Origin of the sequence: Pseudolysinimonas sp. (assembly GCF_044239695.1) — a bacterium.
Taxonomy (GTDB): Bacteria; Actinomycetota; Actinomycetes; order Actinomycetales; family Microbacteriaceae; genus Pseudolysinimonas_A.
This window is the reverse complement of sequence record NZ_JBIIAW010000078.1, coordinates 1-14,557: the sequence shown is the minus strand read 5'-3', so window position 1 is coordinate 14,557 and position 14,557 is coordinate 1. Positions and strand designations below refer to the sequence as shown.

Here is a 14,557-nt window from a genome sequence, read left to right as displayed (position 1 = left end):
TGGTACATCACCAACGGCGCCCGCGACGACAAGCTCAAGGACGCCCTCCTGGACGCCGGGAAGCAGATCGCCTTCCACCCCGACTTCATGCGGGTGCGCTACGAGAACTGGGTCGGCGGCCTCACCGGCGACTGGCTGATCTCGCGGCAGCGCTTCTTCGGGGTGCCGATCCCGGTCTGGTACGAACTGGATGCCGACGGCGTGCGCGGTCGCGTGATCGTGCCGAGCGAGGACGCGCTGCCCGTCGACCCCTCGTCGGATGTGCCGCCCGGGTTCACGGAAGCCGACCGCGGCATCCGCTTCGAAGGCGACCTCGACATCATGGACACCTGGGCGACGTCCTCCCTCACCCCGCAGATCGCCGGCGGCTGGGAGACCGACCCCGAGCTGTTCAACCTGGTGTTCCCCTACTCGCTGCGCTCGCAGGGGCAGGACATCATCCGCACCTGGCTGTTCGCGACCGTGCTGCGCGCGCAGCTCGAGCACGGCGGCATCCCGTGGGCGAACGCCGGCATCTCGGGCTTCGTCGTCGACCCCGACCGCAAGAAGATGTCGAAGTCGAAGGGCAACGTCGTCACCCCGGCCGCGATCCTCGAGGAGCACGGCTCGGATGCCGTTCGCTACTGGGCGGCGTCGCAGCGGCTCGGCACGGACGCGTCCTTCGATCCGCAGAACCCGAAGCAGATCAAGATCGGCCGCCGCCTCGCGATCAAGGTGCTGAACGCCGCGAAGTTCGTCTACTCCTTCCCCGCAGCCGACGCGGGTCGAGTGCCGCCGGAGGCGGTGTATCGAGACCAGGTCACGAACCCTCTCGACCTCGACATGCTCGCCGAACTCGCCGAGGTGGTGCGCATCGCGACGAAAGCCTACGAGGACTACGACCACGCCCGGGCGCTCGAGGTGACCGAGCAGTTCTTCTGGACCTTCTGCGACGACTACCTCGAACTCGTGAAGGAGCGCGCGTACGCGGGCGACGGCAGCGCGGTCGCGGCGCTGACTCAGGCGATCGACATCCTGCTGCGGCTGCTCGCCCCGGTGATCCCGTTCGCGACCGAAGAGGTGTGGTCGTGGACGCACGACGGCTCGGTGCACACCGCGGCGTGGCCGACCCTCGAGGCGGAGGCTCCGCGCGGCCTGCTGCCTGCTGTGAGCGCCGCGCTCATCGGCATCCGCCGGGCGAAGACCGAGGCGCAGGCGTCGCAGAAGACCGAGGTCACCTCGGCGGTGCTCGCCGGGCCGGCGTTCCTCGCCGAGGCCGCCGACGACCTCAAGGCGGTCGGCAAGATCGCCGAACTGACTCTGGTCGAGGCCGACGAGATCGCCGTCAGCGACATCGTGCTCGTGGAGGAGCCGGCGTGACGATCGTGCGCGACCTGGCACCCGGTGATCGGGATGCCTGGCGCGCGCTGTTCCACGCGTACGGCGCCTTCTACGAGACCGACCTCGCCGACGACGTGCTCGACCACGTCTGGTCGGCGCTGCTCGGCGGGGCGCTTCGCGGGTTCGTGGCGGAAGAGGGGGGCGTCGTCGTCGGGTTCGCGCACGTGCGCACCCACGTCGCCACGTTCTCGGTCGGCGAGGACTGGTACCTCGAGGACCTCTTCGTCGACCCGTCGGTGCGCGCGAGCGGCATCGGCACCGCGATCCTCGAGCACCTCGTGAAGATCGCGACCTGGGAGGGTGGCGGCACGCTGCGCTGGGTGACCGCCGAGTCCAACGCGACCGCGCAGCGGGTCTACGACAAGCTGGCGACCCGCACCACCTGGGTCACCTACGAGGTCGAGCTCGGCGGGTAGGCCTCGGCGGGAGCTAGCGTGGGGGCATGCAACTCGGCACCCGGTGGGAGATCGGCGCGGAGCCGCCGTCACGGCTCCCCGATTCCGTCGTCGCCGCGATCGCCACGGTCGAGATCGAACTCGCCGGAGTCGACACCACCGGGTGGCGCTGGACGCTCACCTGGCTCGAAGGCCGACCCGTCGTGGAATTGGATGACGGAACGACGCTCCGGTACGACCCGCTCAGCGGCGCCGTAACTGTCGAGGAACCGACCGACTGACGGCCGGGCCGCGGCTCAGAAGAGCCGCAGCGGCATCCGCAGGTCGTGTTCGACGCGGACGCTCGCGTCGATCACTCGCGCCACCCGGACCCGCCGGCTCGCCTCACGCCGGGCCGCCTCACGCCGGGCCGCGGCGTGAGCCCAGTTCTCGAGCGCCACACCCACCCGGAGGGCCACCGCCGGCAGCCCGTGGATCGCGCGGTTCTCGTTGCCTGCGTCGTACGTCGTCATGCCGATCACCCCGCTCATCTGCCGTTACTCTTCCCGGAACCACCGACATCCCGGACGTCGGCGACCTGCACGACACCGTCGAGGAGCGGGAAGACGTCGAGGTGGATCTGGAAGGGTCGCGCCCCTTCGGCGACCTGGCCCCGGTAGAGCGCGTGGTAGCGGTCGAAGACGGCGGTGAGCTCCGTGACGAGGGCGCCGGACTGCTCCTTGGTGAGCGGCAGGTTCGCGGTGGACACCGTCGAGGCCTTGATCCAGTCGTCGCTCAGGTCCTCGACGCCGTGCGCGAGGAACTCGTGGAGCCGCCGCTCGCGGCTGCGCTGCCACTCCCCGACGACGAGTTCGCTCGCGGCGCGCTGCACGGGATCGGCGTCGCGCTCGATCTCGAGGTTGATCGGCTGCGGCACGCGCTCCCACCAGCGTTCGCGGCCGACGCCGCGTGAAGCGTCCTCCTGCACGAAGCCGTGCTTCTCGAGCTGACGGAGGTGGTAGCTGGTGGCGCCGCTGGACTCCCCCAGGCGCTCGGCGAGGGCGCTCGCGGTGGAGGGGCCGTAGGCCGAGAGCTCGTCGAGCAGTTGCACGCGCAGCGGATGCGCGAGGCCCTTGAGGGCGGTGAGATCGATGCTCGGTCGCGCATCCGGGGTGTCGGCCATGCCGCAAAGATATCTCTGCAAATGTTTCTTTGCAACACGTTCTTTGCAATCTCGAACCCTAGGCTGGTGGCATGAGCAACCCCTTCTTCGCCCCGAGCACCCTCCCCTCCCAGTTGCCGCCGTTCGCCGACATCGCGGACGCGCACTACGAGGAGGCGTTCGAGACGGGGATGGCGGAGCAGCTCGCCGAGATCTCGGCGATCACCCGTCGGCGCGACGTGCCGATGTTCGAGAACACCTTCCCGGCTCTGGAATCGAGCGGGCAGACCCTCGCCCGCGTCAGCCGGGTGTTCTTCAACAAGTCCTCGGCCGATTCGACCGAGTTCACGAACGAACTCGAGGAGCGCATCGCCCCGCGGCTCGCGGCGCACGAAGACGCCATCCTGCTCGACCCGTTCCTGTACGCGCGGGTGAAGACGGTCTACGAGAACCCGGGCGAGAACCTCACCGCCGAAGACCGCTACCTCGTCGAACGCTGGTACCTCGAGATGACCCTCGCCGGCGCCGGGCTCGACGAGACGCAGAAAGACCGGCTCAAGGAGCTCAACCAGCAGCTCGCCACCTTGACGACGAAGTTCGAGAAGAACCTCCTCGCCGACACCAACGACCTCGCCGTGCACCTCACCGACGTCGCCGACCTCGACGGGCTCGAGGGCGGCGAGATCTCGGCCGCCGCGGAGGCCGCCGCCGCTCGCGGGCTCGACGGGTTCCTGGTGACGCTCGTGCTGCCGACCGGTCATCCCTTCCTCGCCCAGCTCACGAAGCCCGAGGTGCGCGAGAAGATCATGGCGGCCTCCCGCGCCCGTGGTTCGCGGGGCGGAGAGTTCGACAACACCGGGGTTCTGCTCGAGATCGTGCGACTGCGGGCGGAGCGCGCCGAACTGCTCGGCTTCGCGAACCACGCCGCGTATGTCACCCAGGACGAGACCGCCGGAACCCCGGATGCCGTGGCCGCCATGCTCGGCAAGCTCGCCCCCGCCGCGGCGCGCAACGCCCGCGCCGAACAGGCCGACCTCGAGCAGCTCGCCGGTCGCGCGGTCACCGCGGCCGACTGGTCGTACTACACCGAGAAGGTGCGCCAGCAGAAGTACGACGTCGACACGGCGGCGCTGCGGCCCTGGTTCGAGGCGGAGCGGGTGCTGAAGCTCGGCGTCTTCGGTGCCGCGCACGCGCTCTACGGCATCACCTTCACCGAGCGCACCGACCTCGTCGCCTACCACCCCGACGTGCGCGTCTTCGAGGTCGTCGACGGCGACGGCACCTCCGTCGGCCTCTACCTGCTCGACCTGTACACGCGTGACTCGAAGCGCGGCGGCGCGTGGATGAACTCCCTCATCACCCAGAACTCGCTGCTCGAGCATCCGGCCATCGTCGTCAACAACCTCAACGTGCCGAAGCCTGCGGCGGGCGAACCGACCCTGCTCACCTTCGACGAGGTCAGCACGTTCTTCCACGAGTTCGGGCACGCCCTGCACGGACTATTCGCCCGGGTCACCTACCCGAAGCTGGCCGGCACGAACGTGTTCCGCGACTTCGTGGAGTTCCCCAGCCAGGTGAACGAGATGTGGATGCTCTGGCCCGAGGTGCTCGACGCCTACGCGATCCACTACGAGACGGGCGACCCGATCGACGCCGGCGTCGTCGAGCGCATCCGGGCCTCGGAGACCTTCAACGAGGGGCACGCCACGAGCGAGTATCTGGCGGCCGCGCTGCTCGACCAGGCCTGGCACACCCTCACCGCCGACGAGGCGGCAGCCATCACCGACGTCGCCGCGTTCGAAGCCGCCGCACTGGCGAAGGTCGGACTCGACAACCCCGCCGTGCCGACGCGCTACTCGAGCGCCTACTTCGCGCACACCTTCGCGGGCGGCTACGACGCCGGGTACTACTCCTACATCTGGAGCGAGGTGCTGGATGCCGACACCGTCGAATGGTTCACGCAGAACGGCGGGCTCACCCGGTCGAACGGCAACCGGTTCCGCGAGCTGCTGCTCGGCGTCGGCGGGTCGAAGGATCCGCTGGAGGCCTACCGCGAGTTCCGCGGGCGCGACGCGGTGATCGAACCGTTGCTCGCCCGGCGCGGGCTGAACTAGGCGGGCGACACTAGGCGGGCGACCAGGTGCGGGCGGCGAGGCGCCCGATGAGGAGCACCCCGAGTGCCGACAGCAGGAACATCGCACCCAGGATGATCCAGCCGACGAGCCCGAGCGAGAGGACCGTGATCGCGAGCAGCGGCGGTCCGACGGCGCTCAGCACGCCGAAGCCCATGCCGACGAGACCCTGGTACGCCCCGGCCGACGCCGGGTCGGCCAACTCGAAAGCGAGACCCCAGCCCGCCCCTTGGCTGAGCACTTCGGCGAACGCGTGCGCCACGCCACCGATCAGCAGCGCGACGATCGCGACCCACAGCGGAGCGCCCGCCGCCAATCCGTAGACCGCGCAGGCGCCGCCCATGAGCACCCCGGCGATGCCGAACACCCGTCCCGCCTTGCGCGGATTCTCGGTGCCGCGCGAGAGCATCACCGTGAACGCCGTGACGATGACCGTGTTGAGGATGAACAGCACCGACACCATGACGCGGGGCGCCTCGGTCTCGTGCTCGATCCACAACGGCACCCCGTAGTCGAGCACCGTGAACTGGATGCCGAAGATGGCCGACAGCCCCGCGAACGCGAGGTAGCGAGGATCGCGCCACGGGTTGCGGCCGCGCACCGGGGCGAGCGACTCGGCCTCGGCCGAGCGACCGTAGCCGGCATCGACCCGCGCCGGGAGTCGCGCCAGCACGAAGGCGCTGCCGAGCGAGAGCACGCCCGCCACGACGAAGGCGGTGCGGTACGCCTCCGGCGTGTCGAGCACGAGCACGACGGCGGCGCCGCCGGAGCCGATCGCGATGCCGATGTTCGTGACGGTGCGCAGGACCGCGCGGGCGTGGATGCGGGTCGGTCCCGCGAACGCGCGCGCGATGATGGCCGCCTGCGCCGTGTGCGCGCCGGAGCCGGCGGTGAAGACGATGAGCCCCACCACGATGGCGAGCACGAGATCGCCGACGAACACGTAGGCGCAGAGGGCGAAGGCATCCACGATCACCAGCACGACCATCAGGCGCCGCGCGCTCACCCGGTCGGCGAGCCACCCGCCCGCGTACGACGCGCAGATGCCGCCGATCGCCGCGATGGTCGAGGCGATCGCGATCTCACCGGGCGTCAGCTCGGCGACGATCGCGAGGTAGAGAACCGTGAGCGACATCGACAAGCCGCGCCCGAGGGTGGCGACCAGGGTGGAGGCGACGAGCACTCCGAGAACGGGGTCGTCGCGCCCGAACAGCGCCCCGAGCCGCACGCGGAGGCCGGCTCGCGCCTGAGCGGCCGCACTCTCGCCTTCTTCGGCTTCGGGGTCGGCGAACGGGGGTTCGGTGCTCACTTCTGCGAACCTACGGGCGACGTGCGACGTCGCCACGGGAGGAACCAGAGCATGACGATCCCGCCGACGAGCAACGCCCAGAACGCGGATCCGATGCCGGCGATCGACCAACCGAGGATCGGGCCGCTGACGGCGACGAGGAAGGTGATGACGGCGACGATGCGGTGCGCGGGTTCCTCCAGCGCGGCCGTGATCGCCGAGCCGAACGCCCCGAACAGCGCGAGCCCGGCGACGGCCGTGATGAGGATCGGCGGGCTCGCCGCGACCACGGTCGTCGCCACGCCCGACAGCACGCCGAGCACCGCGAGCGTCGCCCCCGCCGAGACCCCGGCCACCCACCGCTTGTCGCGATCGGGATGCGCCTCCGGCCCGGCGGCCATCGCGGCGGTCATCGCGGCGAGGTTGAGGGCGACCCCGCCGAACGGCGCCGCGACGACGTTGCCGGCTCCGGTGGCGACGAAGATCGCGCGGGTCGGCGGGTGCTCGAACCCGAAGGTGCGCAGCACCGCGAGACCGGTGACGTTCTGGCCGGCCATCGTGACGAGGTAGATCGGGATGCCGAGCCCGAAGACGACGGCGAGATCGAGGCCCGGAAGCACCGGCGCGAGCACCGGCAGCAGTTGCGAGGTGCTGAGGTCGACCCCCGAGGTCGAGACCGCGACGACGATCACCGTCACGACCACGGCCCCGGGCACCGCCCAGCGAGGAGCGAGACGCGCGAGGATGAGCCAGACCAGCACGATCGGCAGGGCCAGCAGCGGCACCTCCACCATCGCGGTCACCGGCGCGAGGCAGATCGGGAAGAGGATGCCCGCGAGCATCGCGCTCGCGATCGGCTTCGGAATGCGGGTCACCGCCCGGGCGAGCCAGGGCCACAGGCCGGTGATCACGATCAGCACGCCGCAGAGGATGAAGGCGCTGATCGCGCTGCGGTAGTCGGCTCCGCCCTGCCAGGCGAGCACGACCGCGGCTCCCGGCGTCGACCAGACGAGCGAGATCGGGATGCGGTACTTCCAGCTGAAGAAGATCGTCAGCACGCCGGGGACCACGCAGAGCACGAGGAGTCCCGACGCCGCCTGATCGTCGGTCGCCCCGACGGCATGCAGCGCGCTGATGAGCAGGACGAACCCGCTCGCGAACCCGGTCAGGCCGGCGACCACGCCCGCGAAGATCGGCTGGGCGAGTCCGGCGGGGCGCATCCCTTCAGCCTAGAACTCAGCGCGCGAAGAGCCCACGCAGCCTCTCCCACGCGTCGGCCCGCACCCAGACCGGCAGCTCGTCGATCGGCGTCGGCCGATCGACCACCCGTCCGCCGTCGAGCCGCTCGCCGGTGAACGCGTCGCGCCAGGAGCCGGGCGGCAGGTAGGCCGTCGCGGTCGCGGCACCGGGTGTCGTGACCGGGGCCACGAGCAGCGCGTCGCCGAGCATCCACTGCAGCGGATAGTCCCACACCCGGTCGTCGGCGGGGGCGTCGAAGAACAGCGGACGCATCAGCGGCTCGCCGGTCGCGACCGCGCGGGCGGCCTCCTCGGCGAGGTACGGCACGAGCCGCTCCCGCAACTCGGTGAACGCACGGAACACCGGGATGACGCGGTCGTCCCCGGTGCGCTCGGCGATGTTCCACGGGGTGCGGTCGCGCGACGGGGTGCGGTGGTGATTGAACTCCGAGTGGTACTGCATGATCGGCACGAAGGCCGCGGCCGCCGCGGAGCGCAGGTACAGCTCGGCATCCGGGATGTCGCCGCTGAAGCCCGCGAGATCCCAGCCCCAGTAGACGATCCCCGAAGCCGCGGCGTTGAGGCCGGCGAACAGCGACCAGCGGAACGCCTCCCAGGTGGAGTTCTCGTCGCCCGCCCAGAACGCGCCGTGCGCGCCGCTGCCGGTGTAGCCGGCGCGGCTGAACGTGACCGGCGCCTTACCGGACCGGCGCAGCAGATCGCCGTAGGCCTTCGCGTAGTGCACGGGGAAGGTGTTGTTCTTCTCGTCGCCGTGGCGGCCGTCGAGGTAGAGCAGTTCGCGACCCCAGGCGTGCTCGCCGCCGTCGGTCTTGAACCCGTCGATCCCGACCTCGTCGACGAGGTAGCGCCGCTTCTCGGTCCACCAGCGGGCGGCACGGTCGTCGGTCAGATCGGGCATGAGGCCGAGCGGGAACCACCATCCGCGGTTGCGGTAGGGACGGGGTCGGCCGTCGGGCGCGGGCTCGCGGATCAGCACGTCGTCGCGGATCGCGGCGGCGGCATCCTCGGCGAGCTGCCCGGTCGGGTGCGGCCGCATCTTGAGCAGCGGGATCTGCCACAGGTGCACCCGCACGTCGCGGGCGTGCAGGTCGTCGACCATCCCCTTCGGGTCGGGCCAGGCGCCCTCCGCCGGGAAGGCGAAGTCGGCGAGCCGTTTCGGCTCGGCCCCGTCGCGCACCGTCGAGACGGCGTCGCGCCAGGTCGTGAACGTCGACTCGTCGCTCCAGGCCTCGATGACGATCGAGCCGACCGGGATGCCGTGGTCGCGGTGGGCGTCGGCTTGACGCATCACCTCGGCCTGCGTGTTCCACTCGTTGCCGCTCGCCCACAGCCGGAACACCCACGCGGGGAGCTCTTCGGCACGGCCGGTGCGGTCGACGAACGCGGCGAGCACCTCGCGGGGCGACCCGTCGAAGAACTCGATCTCGAGGGCGCCGTCCGCTCCGGTCTCGGCCTCGATCCAGAGCATCCCCGCGTCGCCGTCGCCGACATCGAACCAGACCCGGCGCGACGTGCGCAGGTGGAAGCCCCACCCGTCGCCGCCGACGACGTGCGCGAACGGCATCGGCAGGTAGGTCTTCCGTTCGGCGCCCTGGTTCTTGTACTGCTCGAAGACCACCGAGTCGAGACTCGTGCCGCGCTGGTCGAGGCGGTCGTAGCGTTCGCCGAAACCGGCGACGCGCTCCCCCGGCGCGAGCGGCAGGGCGAATCGCACCCGACGCACGGTCGCGCCATCGCCGAGCTCGCGCCCCGAACTCGCGACGACACGATCTCGGCCGATCGACGTCACTCCCGGGGCGCCGTCGGTCCAGCCGTTCACCGAGGTTTCGAACCACCGCGTGCCCTCGCGCGGGGCGACGAACCGGTAGCGGAGCGCTTCGCCGCGCCGCAGACCGCCGAGCTCGGTGCGCCAGCCTCCGGCCGCGCGGGCGAGGCGGGCCTGCGCCGAGGCGAGGTGCCCGCCGTCGACGATCTGGCCGCGCGAGGTGGTCGCCGCGCGCGCCAGGTCGACGGGCGGTTGCGCGACCCCGTCGCGTTCCCACTCGAGCTGGACGGCCGTCACCGACGCCGACCCCCGCACGCCGAGCACGAGGGGCTCCCCCGCCACCGGATCGACGGGCGAACGCTGCTCGGTGTCGACCGAGTAGGGATGCCCGGAGCCGAACGGACGATGCCGGATCACCGCGTCACCACCCCGAGCTCGACGCCGAGGCGCAGGAACATCGCGTACGACCAGAGCAGCGGATCGGCCGAGTCGCCCCAGCGTTCGACCCACTCGTCGACGTAGGACGGGTCGATCAGGTGGTCGGCGACCTGCTCGGGCATCGAGCCCGACGCCCGCTCCGTGCCGGCGGCCCAGTCGAGCAGCTCACGGGCGCGCGCGGTATTCCCGGCGCTGACGTGCGCGAGCCCGACGAAGCAGCTGAGGAGCGGCCACTGGCCGCCGCCGTAGTAGGTGTCGGTCGCGAAGCGGTGCGTGCCGCCGTCGACGACCAGTTGGCGCTCGAGTTCGGCGAGGGTGGCCCGGCCGGTGGCCGAGTCGCCGGCGACGACGCCGAGCGGAGCGATGAGCGCGGCGAGCGAGGCGTCGACGGCCGTCGAGCCGAGCCACTTCACGAGGTGGCCGTCGGCGGTGCCGCGTTCGCGCACGAGGCGGGCGGCCGCGGCTGCGGTGTCGGCGGCGAGGGCGCGACGGTCGTCGTCGAGCGCGGTCGAGGCGGCGGCCGCCCGGAGGCCGGCTTCGACGCTGCCGACGGTCGACACGTGCACCTCCTCGATGTGCTCCTCCCACCAGTCGTAGCAGGGGCGGTCCCAGGAGGACGCGAGGTAGTCGACCGTCAGCTCGATCGCCCGCCGCCACGGCCCGACGTCGAGGGAGTGGCGTTCGGCGTGCGTGAGCGCGGCCCACAGCCAGAGGCCGTAGCCATCGAGCTGGAAGTCCCACCAGTCCGCGTCGCCGGATCCGCCGTCGAAGGTGAAGCGGGTCGGCAGCATCTCGCCGTCGGGCACGGGAGCCCCGGCCCGCGCCGCCGCGACGATGCGATGGATCTCGGGAGCCCGGGCGACGAGGGTGCGCGCGCACCAGTCGAAGAAGGCGGAGGCGGAGGCCACCTCACCCGCGGACGACATCGCGTCGGCGATGAACGATCCGTCACGCAGCCAGGAGTACCCGCGGTAGGCCGAGAACGTCGGGCTCGCCGGGTAGGCGCCGCCGGCATCCTGCAGCGAGAGGATCAGGGCGCGGCCGCGCTCGGCGATCTCGGCGAGATCGGCGGCGAGCATCGGGGGCTGGGACGACATGGGTGTGCTCCGGTGGGTGGCGTACGGATGGAGGTCGGCGGTCGGCTCGGGTGAGCCGGGGTGACCGGGACCGGCGGGGTGGCCGCCGGTCCCGGTCGAGGGGGATCGGCTAGCCGCCGATCACCGCGTTGATGCGCTCCTCGGCGCTGGCGAGGGCGTCCTCGACGGTCTTACGACCGGCCTGCGCCTCGATCAGCTCCTCCGTGAGGATGTCCTGCATCTCGGTCTGGCCCTCGGCGACGACCGGCGGCAGCGCGATCGCGTCGAGCGAGTCGAAGACCGCCTGGCGGTTGGCCGGGGCGCCCTTGTCGAGGTAGGTCGCGAGCTTCGCCTCGTCGGAGATGGGCGGGAGCTCCCAGCCGGCGTCGAGGCGCACGTCGACCATCGTCGACGACGAGGTGAGGAACTCGGCCCACTTCGCCGCCTCCTCCGGGTGCTCCGACGCCGCGCTGACGCCGACCGCGTTGGAGAACACGGCGCTCGCCTGCGTGGTGTTGCCCGGCTCGACCGCGATGTCCCAGGTGAAGGGCACGTCGGCGAAGGCGCCGAACACCCAGATGCCGCTGTGCAGCATCCCGAGCTTGCCGTCCTTGAACAGGTTGGTGTCGAAGTCGGCGGTGCCCTGGCCCTGCTCGATCGTCGGCATCACGGTGCCGCTCTTGCCGACCAGCCATTCGGCGGCCTCGATGCCTTCGGGCGTGTTGAACGCCACGGCGGTGCCGTCCTCGTTCAGGAACTCGCCGCCGTTCTGCGCGAGCGCCTTGTAGTACTCGTAGAAGCTCACCGGCTGGTGGTCGCCCCAGACGCCGGCCGCCTGGTCGGTGAGCGCCTCGGCCGCAGCCTGCTCGTCCTCCCAGGTCCAGTCGGCGGTCGGGTAGTCGAGCCCGGCCGCGTCGAACAGGTCGGCGTTGTAGTAGAGCACGACGTCGGAGAACGAGCTCGGCAGCGCGTACTGGGCGCCGTCGGTCTGGTACGCCTCGAGCAACGACGAGCGGTAGGCATCCGGAGCGGCGACGGCAACCTCGGCCAGCACGCCGTCGGCCTGGAACTGCCGGTAGTTCGCGTACTCGATGTCGAACACGTCGCTCACGGTGCCGGCCGCGAGGTCGGTCTGCAGAGCGGTGCCGTAGTCGCCGTAGGGCAGGGTCGTGACCTCGACGGTGATGTCGGGGTTCTCCTCCTCGAACGCGTCGACGATGGTCTGGAGGTTCTCCTCGTTGCCGCCGTTCGAGATGAAGTTGGTGTACGTGATCGTCACCGGGCCGTCGTCCGGGGTGGTGCAGCCCGCGAGGACGAGCCCCGTGAGTGCGGCCACACCGGCGGCGGTGAGCAGGTTGCGGTTCATGACTGCGAGATCTCCTTCGATTTCGGATGGTGGTGCAGGTGGTGATGGTGATGCGTGGTGTGGGCCGCCGGGGTCATTTGATCCCGGAGCTGGCGACGCCCTGGACGACGTATCGCTGGGCGAAGATGTAGAGCGCGAGCATCGGCAGGATGCTCACGACGGAGCCGGCCATGACGATGTCCCACGCCGTCGTGTACTGCCCCTGAAGGCCGGCGAGCGCGACCGGGAGGGTCTGCAGTTCCGGCTTGCGCAGCACGACGAGCGGCCAGAGGAACGAGTTCCAGCTGCCCATGAACGCGAACACCGACAGCGTCGCGAGAGCCGGACGGATGTTGGGCAGCACGATGAACGCGAAGATGCGGAAGTGGCCCGCCCCGTCGAGCGTCGCGGCCTCGTCGAGTTCGCGCGGCACCTGGTTGACGGCCTGCCGCAGCAAGAAGATGCCGAAGGCGCTCGCGAACGTCGGCAGCAGGGCACCGAGGTAGGTGTTCAGCAGTCCGAACGTCTTCAGCTCCACGAACAGCGGCACGATGAGCACCTGCAGCGGGATCATCATCGTCGCCAGGTAGACCGCGAAGACCGCACCCCGACCGCGGAACGGCAACCGGCTGAAGGCGTAGGCCGCCGTCGAACTGGTGAATAGCTGCACGACGGTCGTGACGAGCGCGAGCCCGAGGCTGTTGAGCATGATCCGCAGGAACGGCCGCTCCTCGAACAGCCGGACGTAGGCGTCGAACGACGGGTCGCTCGGGATCAGCGACGGAGTGAGCGTGAGCCCGGCCCCGGGCGTGATCGACGTGACGATCGTCCAGAGGAACGGGAAGAACATCGCGATCGCCCCGGCGATGATGACGACGTGCAGCAGCACGTTCCCGAGTCCCGCGCGCCTACCCATACGTCACCCACCGACGCTGGCCGATGATCTGCACGACGGTCACGCCGAGCACGACGATGAACAGCATCCAGGACAGCGCGGATGCCTCTCCCGCCGCCCCGTAGCGGAACGTCAGGTCGTAGATCTGCTGCACGACGACCTGCGAGGAGCCCGCAGGACCGCCGCCGGTCATCGCGTACACCTGGTCGAAGACCTGGAAGCCGTTGATGAGGGAGATCACGAGCACGAAGAACGTGCTCGGGCTGAGCAGCGGCAGGGTGACACTGATCAGCCGCCGCCACCAGCCGGCACCGTCGACGCGGGCGGCATCCTCGAGCTCGGGGTTGATCGCCTGCAGGCCGGCGAGCAGGATCACCATGACGAAGCCGAGGTCTTTCCACGCCGAGGCGAGGATGATCGACGGCATCGCCCAGAGCGGGTCGGTCCACCAGCCGGGGCCGTCGATACCGAACCACGCGAGAGCGGTGTTCACGACGCCGGTGCTCGGGTTGAGCAGCCAGCGCCAGATCAACGCCACGACGATCCACGACGTCACGACGGGCAGGAAGTAGACGCCGCGCCAGAAGGCGCGGCCCTGGAGCCGGCTGTTGAGCGCGAGGGCGAGGGCGAGCCCGCCGACGTAGACGAGCGGCAGGTAGCCGAGGATGTAGAACAGCGTGTGCAGGAAGATCTGCCCGGTCTCGGGGTCGGACAGCAGGTTCGCGTAGTTGGCGAAGCCGATGAACTCGGGCGGCCGGATGAGGTTCCACTCGGTGAGGCTCACCCAGGCGGCGGCGACCATGGGGCCGAGCACGAAGAGCGTGAGCGGGATCGCGCTCGGCAGCAGGAAGGCGAGCACGACGAGGGCGTAGCGGAGACGTCCCCGGCGGACCGGGCGCGGCGGCGCGACATCCTTCCGGTCGACGAGGCTGGTCTGGAGGGTGCTGACGCTCACCGCGTCTCCTCCCGGGTGGACGGCTCGACGAGACGCTCGCGCACGAGGCGCCCCTGGTCGCCGGCGACACCGTCGGCGTCGAACGGGGTGGCGAGCACGAGCGCCGCGGCGCCCTGCGCCCATCCCTCGTCCTGCCACGACTCGACGACGACGCCGATCCCTCGGCGCAGCGGCAGCAGCGCCGACCGGAACGCCGGCTCGAAGCCGAACGCCCAGTGCGGCCACGCGGCCGTACCCTCGCCGAGCAGGATGACGACCTCGGGGTCGAGCATCTGCACGATGCCGGCGAGCGTGCGTCCGAGCAGATGACCCGCTTCGCCGAACAGGGCGGCGGCGCCGGCATCCCCCTCGTCGGCCGCGGCCCGCAGCGCGCCGATGCCGGCCCGCGGCCCGATGAGGCCGCGCGCGCGGGCGGTGCGCACCAGCGCGGCCTCGCCGATCACGGCTTCGAGGCATCCGGTGCTGCCGCAGGTGCACAGCGGACCGTC

Annotated in this window: 14 protein-coding genes; 4 read left to right on the top strand and 10 right to left on the bottom strand. The window is 70.8% G+C overall.

Annotation, left to right across the window (positions count from 1 at the left end; genetic code table 11):
* The 3 genes from ACILQS_RS11865 to ACILQS_RS11855 form a co-directional block, all read left to right on the top strand.
* Positions 1–1,359: class I tRNA ligase family protein (locus tag ACILQS_RS11865; protein WP_395640337.1), on the top strand; the 1,359-nt coding region annotated here is incomplete at its 5' end.
* Complete coding sequence (locus tag ACILQS_RS11860; protein ID WP_395640336.1) at positions 1,356–1,796, top strand: GNAT family N-acetyltransferase; 441 nt, start codon at positions 1,356–1,358, stop codon at positions 1,794–1,796. The genes ACILQS_RS11865 and ACILQS_RS11860, both read left to right, overlap by 4 nt.
* A gap of 26 nt (positions 1,797–1,822) precedes the next feature.
* On the top strand, positions 1,823–2,056 hold the full coding sequence (locus ACILQS_RS11855) for a hypothetical protein (protein WP_395640335.1): 234 nt from the start codon (positions 1,823–1,825) through the stop codon (positions 2,054–2,056).
* 15 nt (positions 2,057–2,071) lie between these two features.
* Here the strand turns inward: ACILQS_RS11855 and ACILQS_RS11850 are convergent, their stop codons facing one another.
* Together ACILQS_RS11850 and ACILQS_RS11845 are read right to left on the bottom strand one after the other, a co-directional pair.
* A complete protein-coding gene (locus ACILQS_RS11850; protein WP_395640334.1) occupies positions 2,072–2,305 on the bottom strand; it encodes a hypothetical protein in 234 nt (77 codons plus the stop codon).
* Positions 2,302–2,937, bottom strand: a complete 636-nt coding sequence (locus tag ACILQS_RS11845; RefSeq protein WP_395640333.1) for an ArsR/SmtB family transcription factor — start codon at positions 2,935–2,937, stop codon at positions 2,302–2,304. Before ACILQS_RS11845 ends, ACILQS_RS11850 begins: the two co-directional genes overlap by 4 nt.
* Positions 2,938–3,008: 71 nt before the next feature.
* Between ACILQS_RS11845 and ACILQS_RS11840 the strand changes: the two genes are divergently transcribed.
* Entirely contained in the window at positions 3,009–5,030 is a 2,022-nt protein-coding gene (locus ACILQS_RS11840) for a M3 family metallopeptidase (RefSeq protein WP_395640332.1), read from the top strand.
* Positions 5,031–5,040: 10 nt separating this feature from the next.
* On the opposite strand, the gene ACILQS_RS11835 is transcribed toward ACILQS_RS11840, so the two are convergent.
* The 8 genes from ACILQS_RS11835 to ACILQS_RS11800 form a co-directional block, all read right to left on the bottom strand.
* A complete protein-coding gene (locus ACILQS_RS11835; RefSeq protein WP_395640331.1) occupies positions 5,041–6,357 on the bottom strand; it encodes an MFS transporter in 1,317 nt (438 codons plus the stop codon).
* On the bottom strand, positions 6,354–7,556 hold the full coding sequence (locus ACILQS_RS11830; RefSeq protein WP_395640330.1) for a benzoate/H(+) symporter BenE family transporter: 1,203 nt from the start codon (positions 7,554–7,556) through the stop codon (positions 6,354–6,356). Before ACILQS_RS11830 ends, ACILQS_RS11835 begins: the two co-directional genes overlap by 4 nt.
* Positions 7,557–7,572: 16 nt before the next feature.
* On the bottom strand, positions 7,573–9,777 hold the full coding sequence (locus ACILQS_RS11825) for a TIM-barrel domain-containing protein (protein WP_395640329.1): 2,205 nt from the start codon (positions 9,775–9,777) through the stop codon (positions 7,573–7,575).
* On the bottom strand, positions 9,774–10,895 hold the full coding sequence (locus ACILQS_RS11820; RefSeq protein ID WP_395640328.1) for a glycoside hydrolase family 15 protein: 1,122 nt from the start codon (positions 10,893–10,895) through the stop codon (positions 9,774–9,776). Before ACILQS_RS11820 ends, ACILQS_RS11825 begins: the two co-directional genes overlap by 4 nt.
* Before the next feature lie 109 nt (positions 10,896–11,004).
* Positions 11,005–12,240, bottom strand: coding sequence for an ABC transporter substrate-binding protein (locus ACILQS_RS11815; protein ID WP_395640327.1), 1,236 nt, complete (start codon positions 12,238–12,240; stop codon positions 11,005–11,007).
* A gap of 73 nt (positions 12,241–12,313) precedes the next feature.
* Complete coding sequence (locus ACILQS_RS11810) at positions 12,314–13,108, bottom strand: carbohydrate ABC transporter permease (RefSeq protein ID WP_395640326.1); 795 nt, start codon at positions 13,106–13,108, stop codon at positions 12,314–12,316.
* Between the two features lie 19 nt (positions 13,109–13,127).
* The gene (locus ACILQS_RS11805; RefSeq protein ID WP_395640325.1) at positions 13,128–14,069 is read right to left on the bottom strand and encodes a carbohydrate ABC transporter permease; all 942 of its coding nucleotides are present in this window, start codon (positions 14,067–14,069) and stop codon (positions 13,128–13,130) included.
* A partial coding sequence (locus ACILQS_RS11800) for an ROK family protein (RefSeq protein ID WP_395640324.1) occupies positions 14,066–14,557 on the bottom strand: 492 nt, incomplete at its 5' end. The genes ACILQS_RS11800 and ACILQS_RS11805, both read right to left, overlap by 4 nt.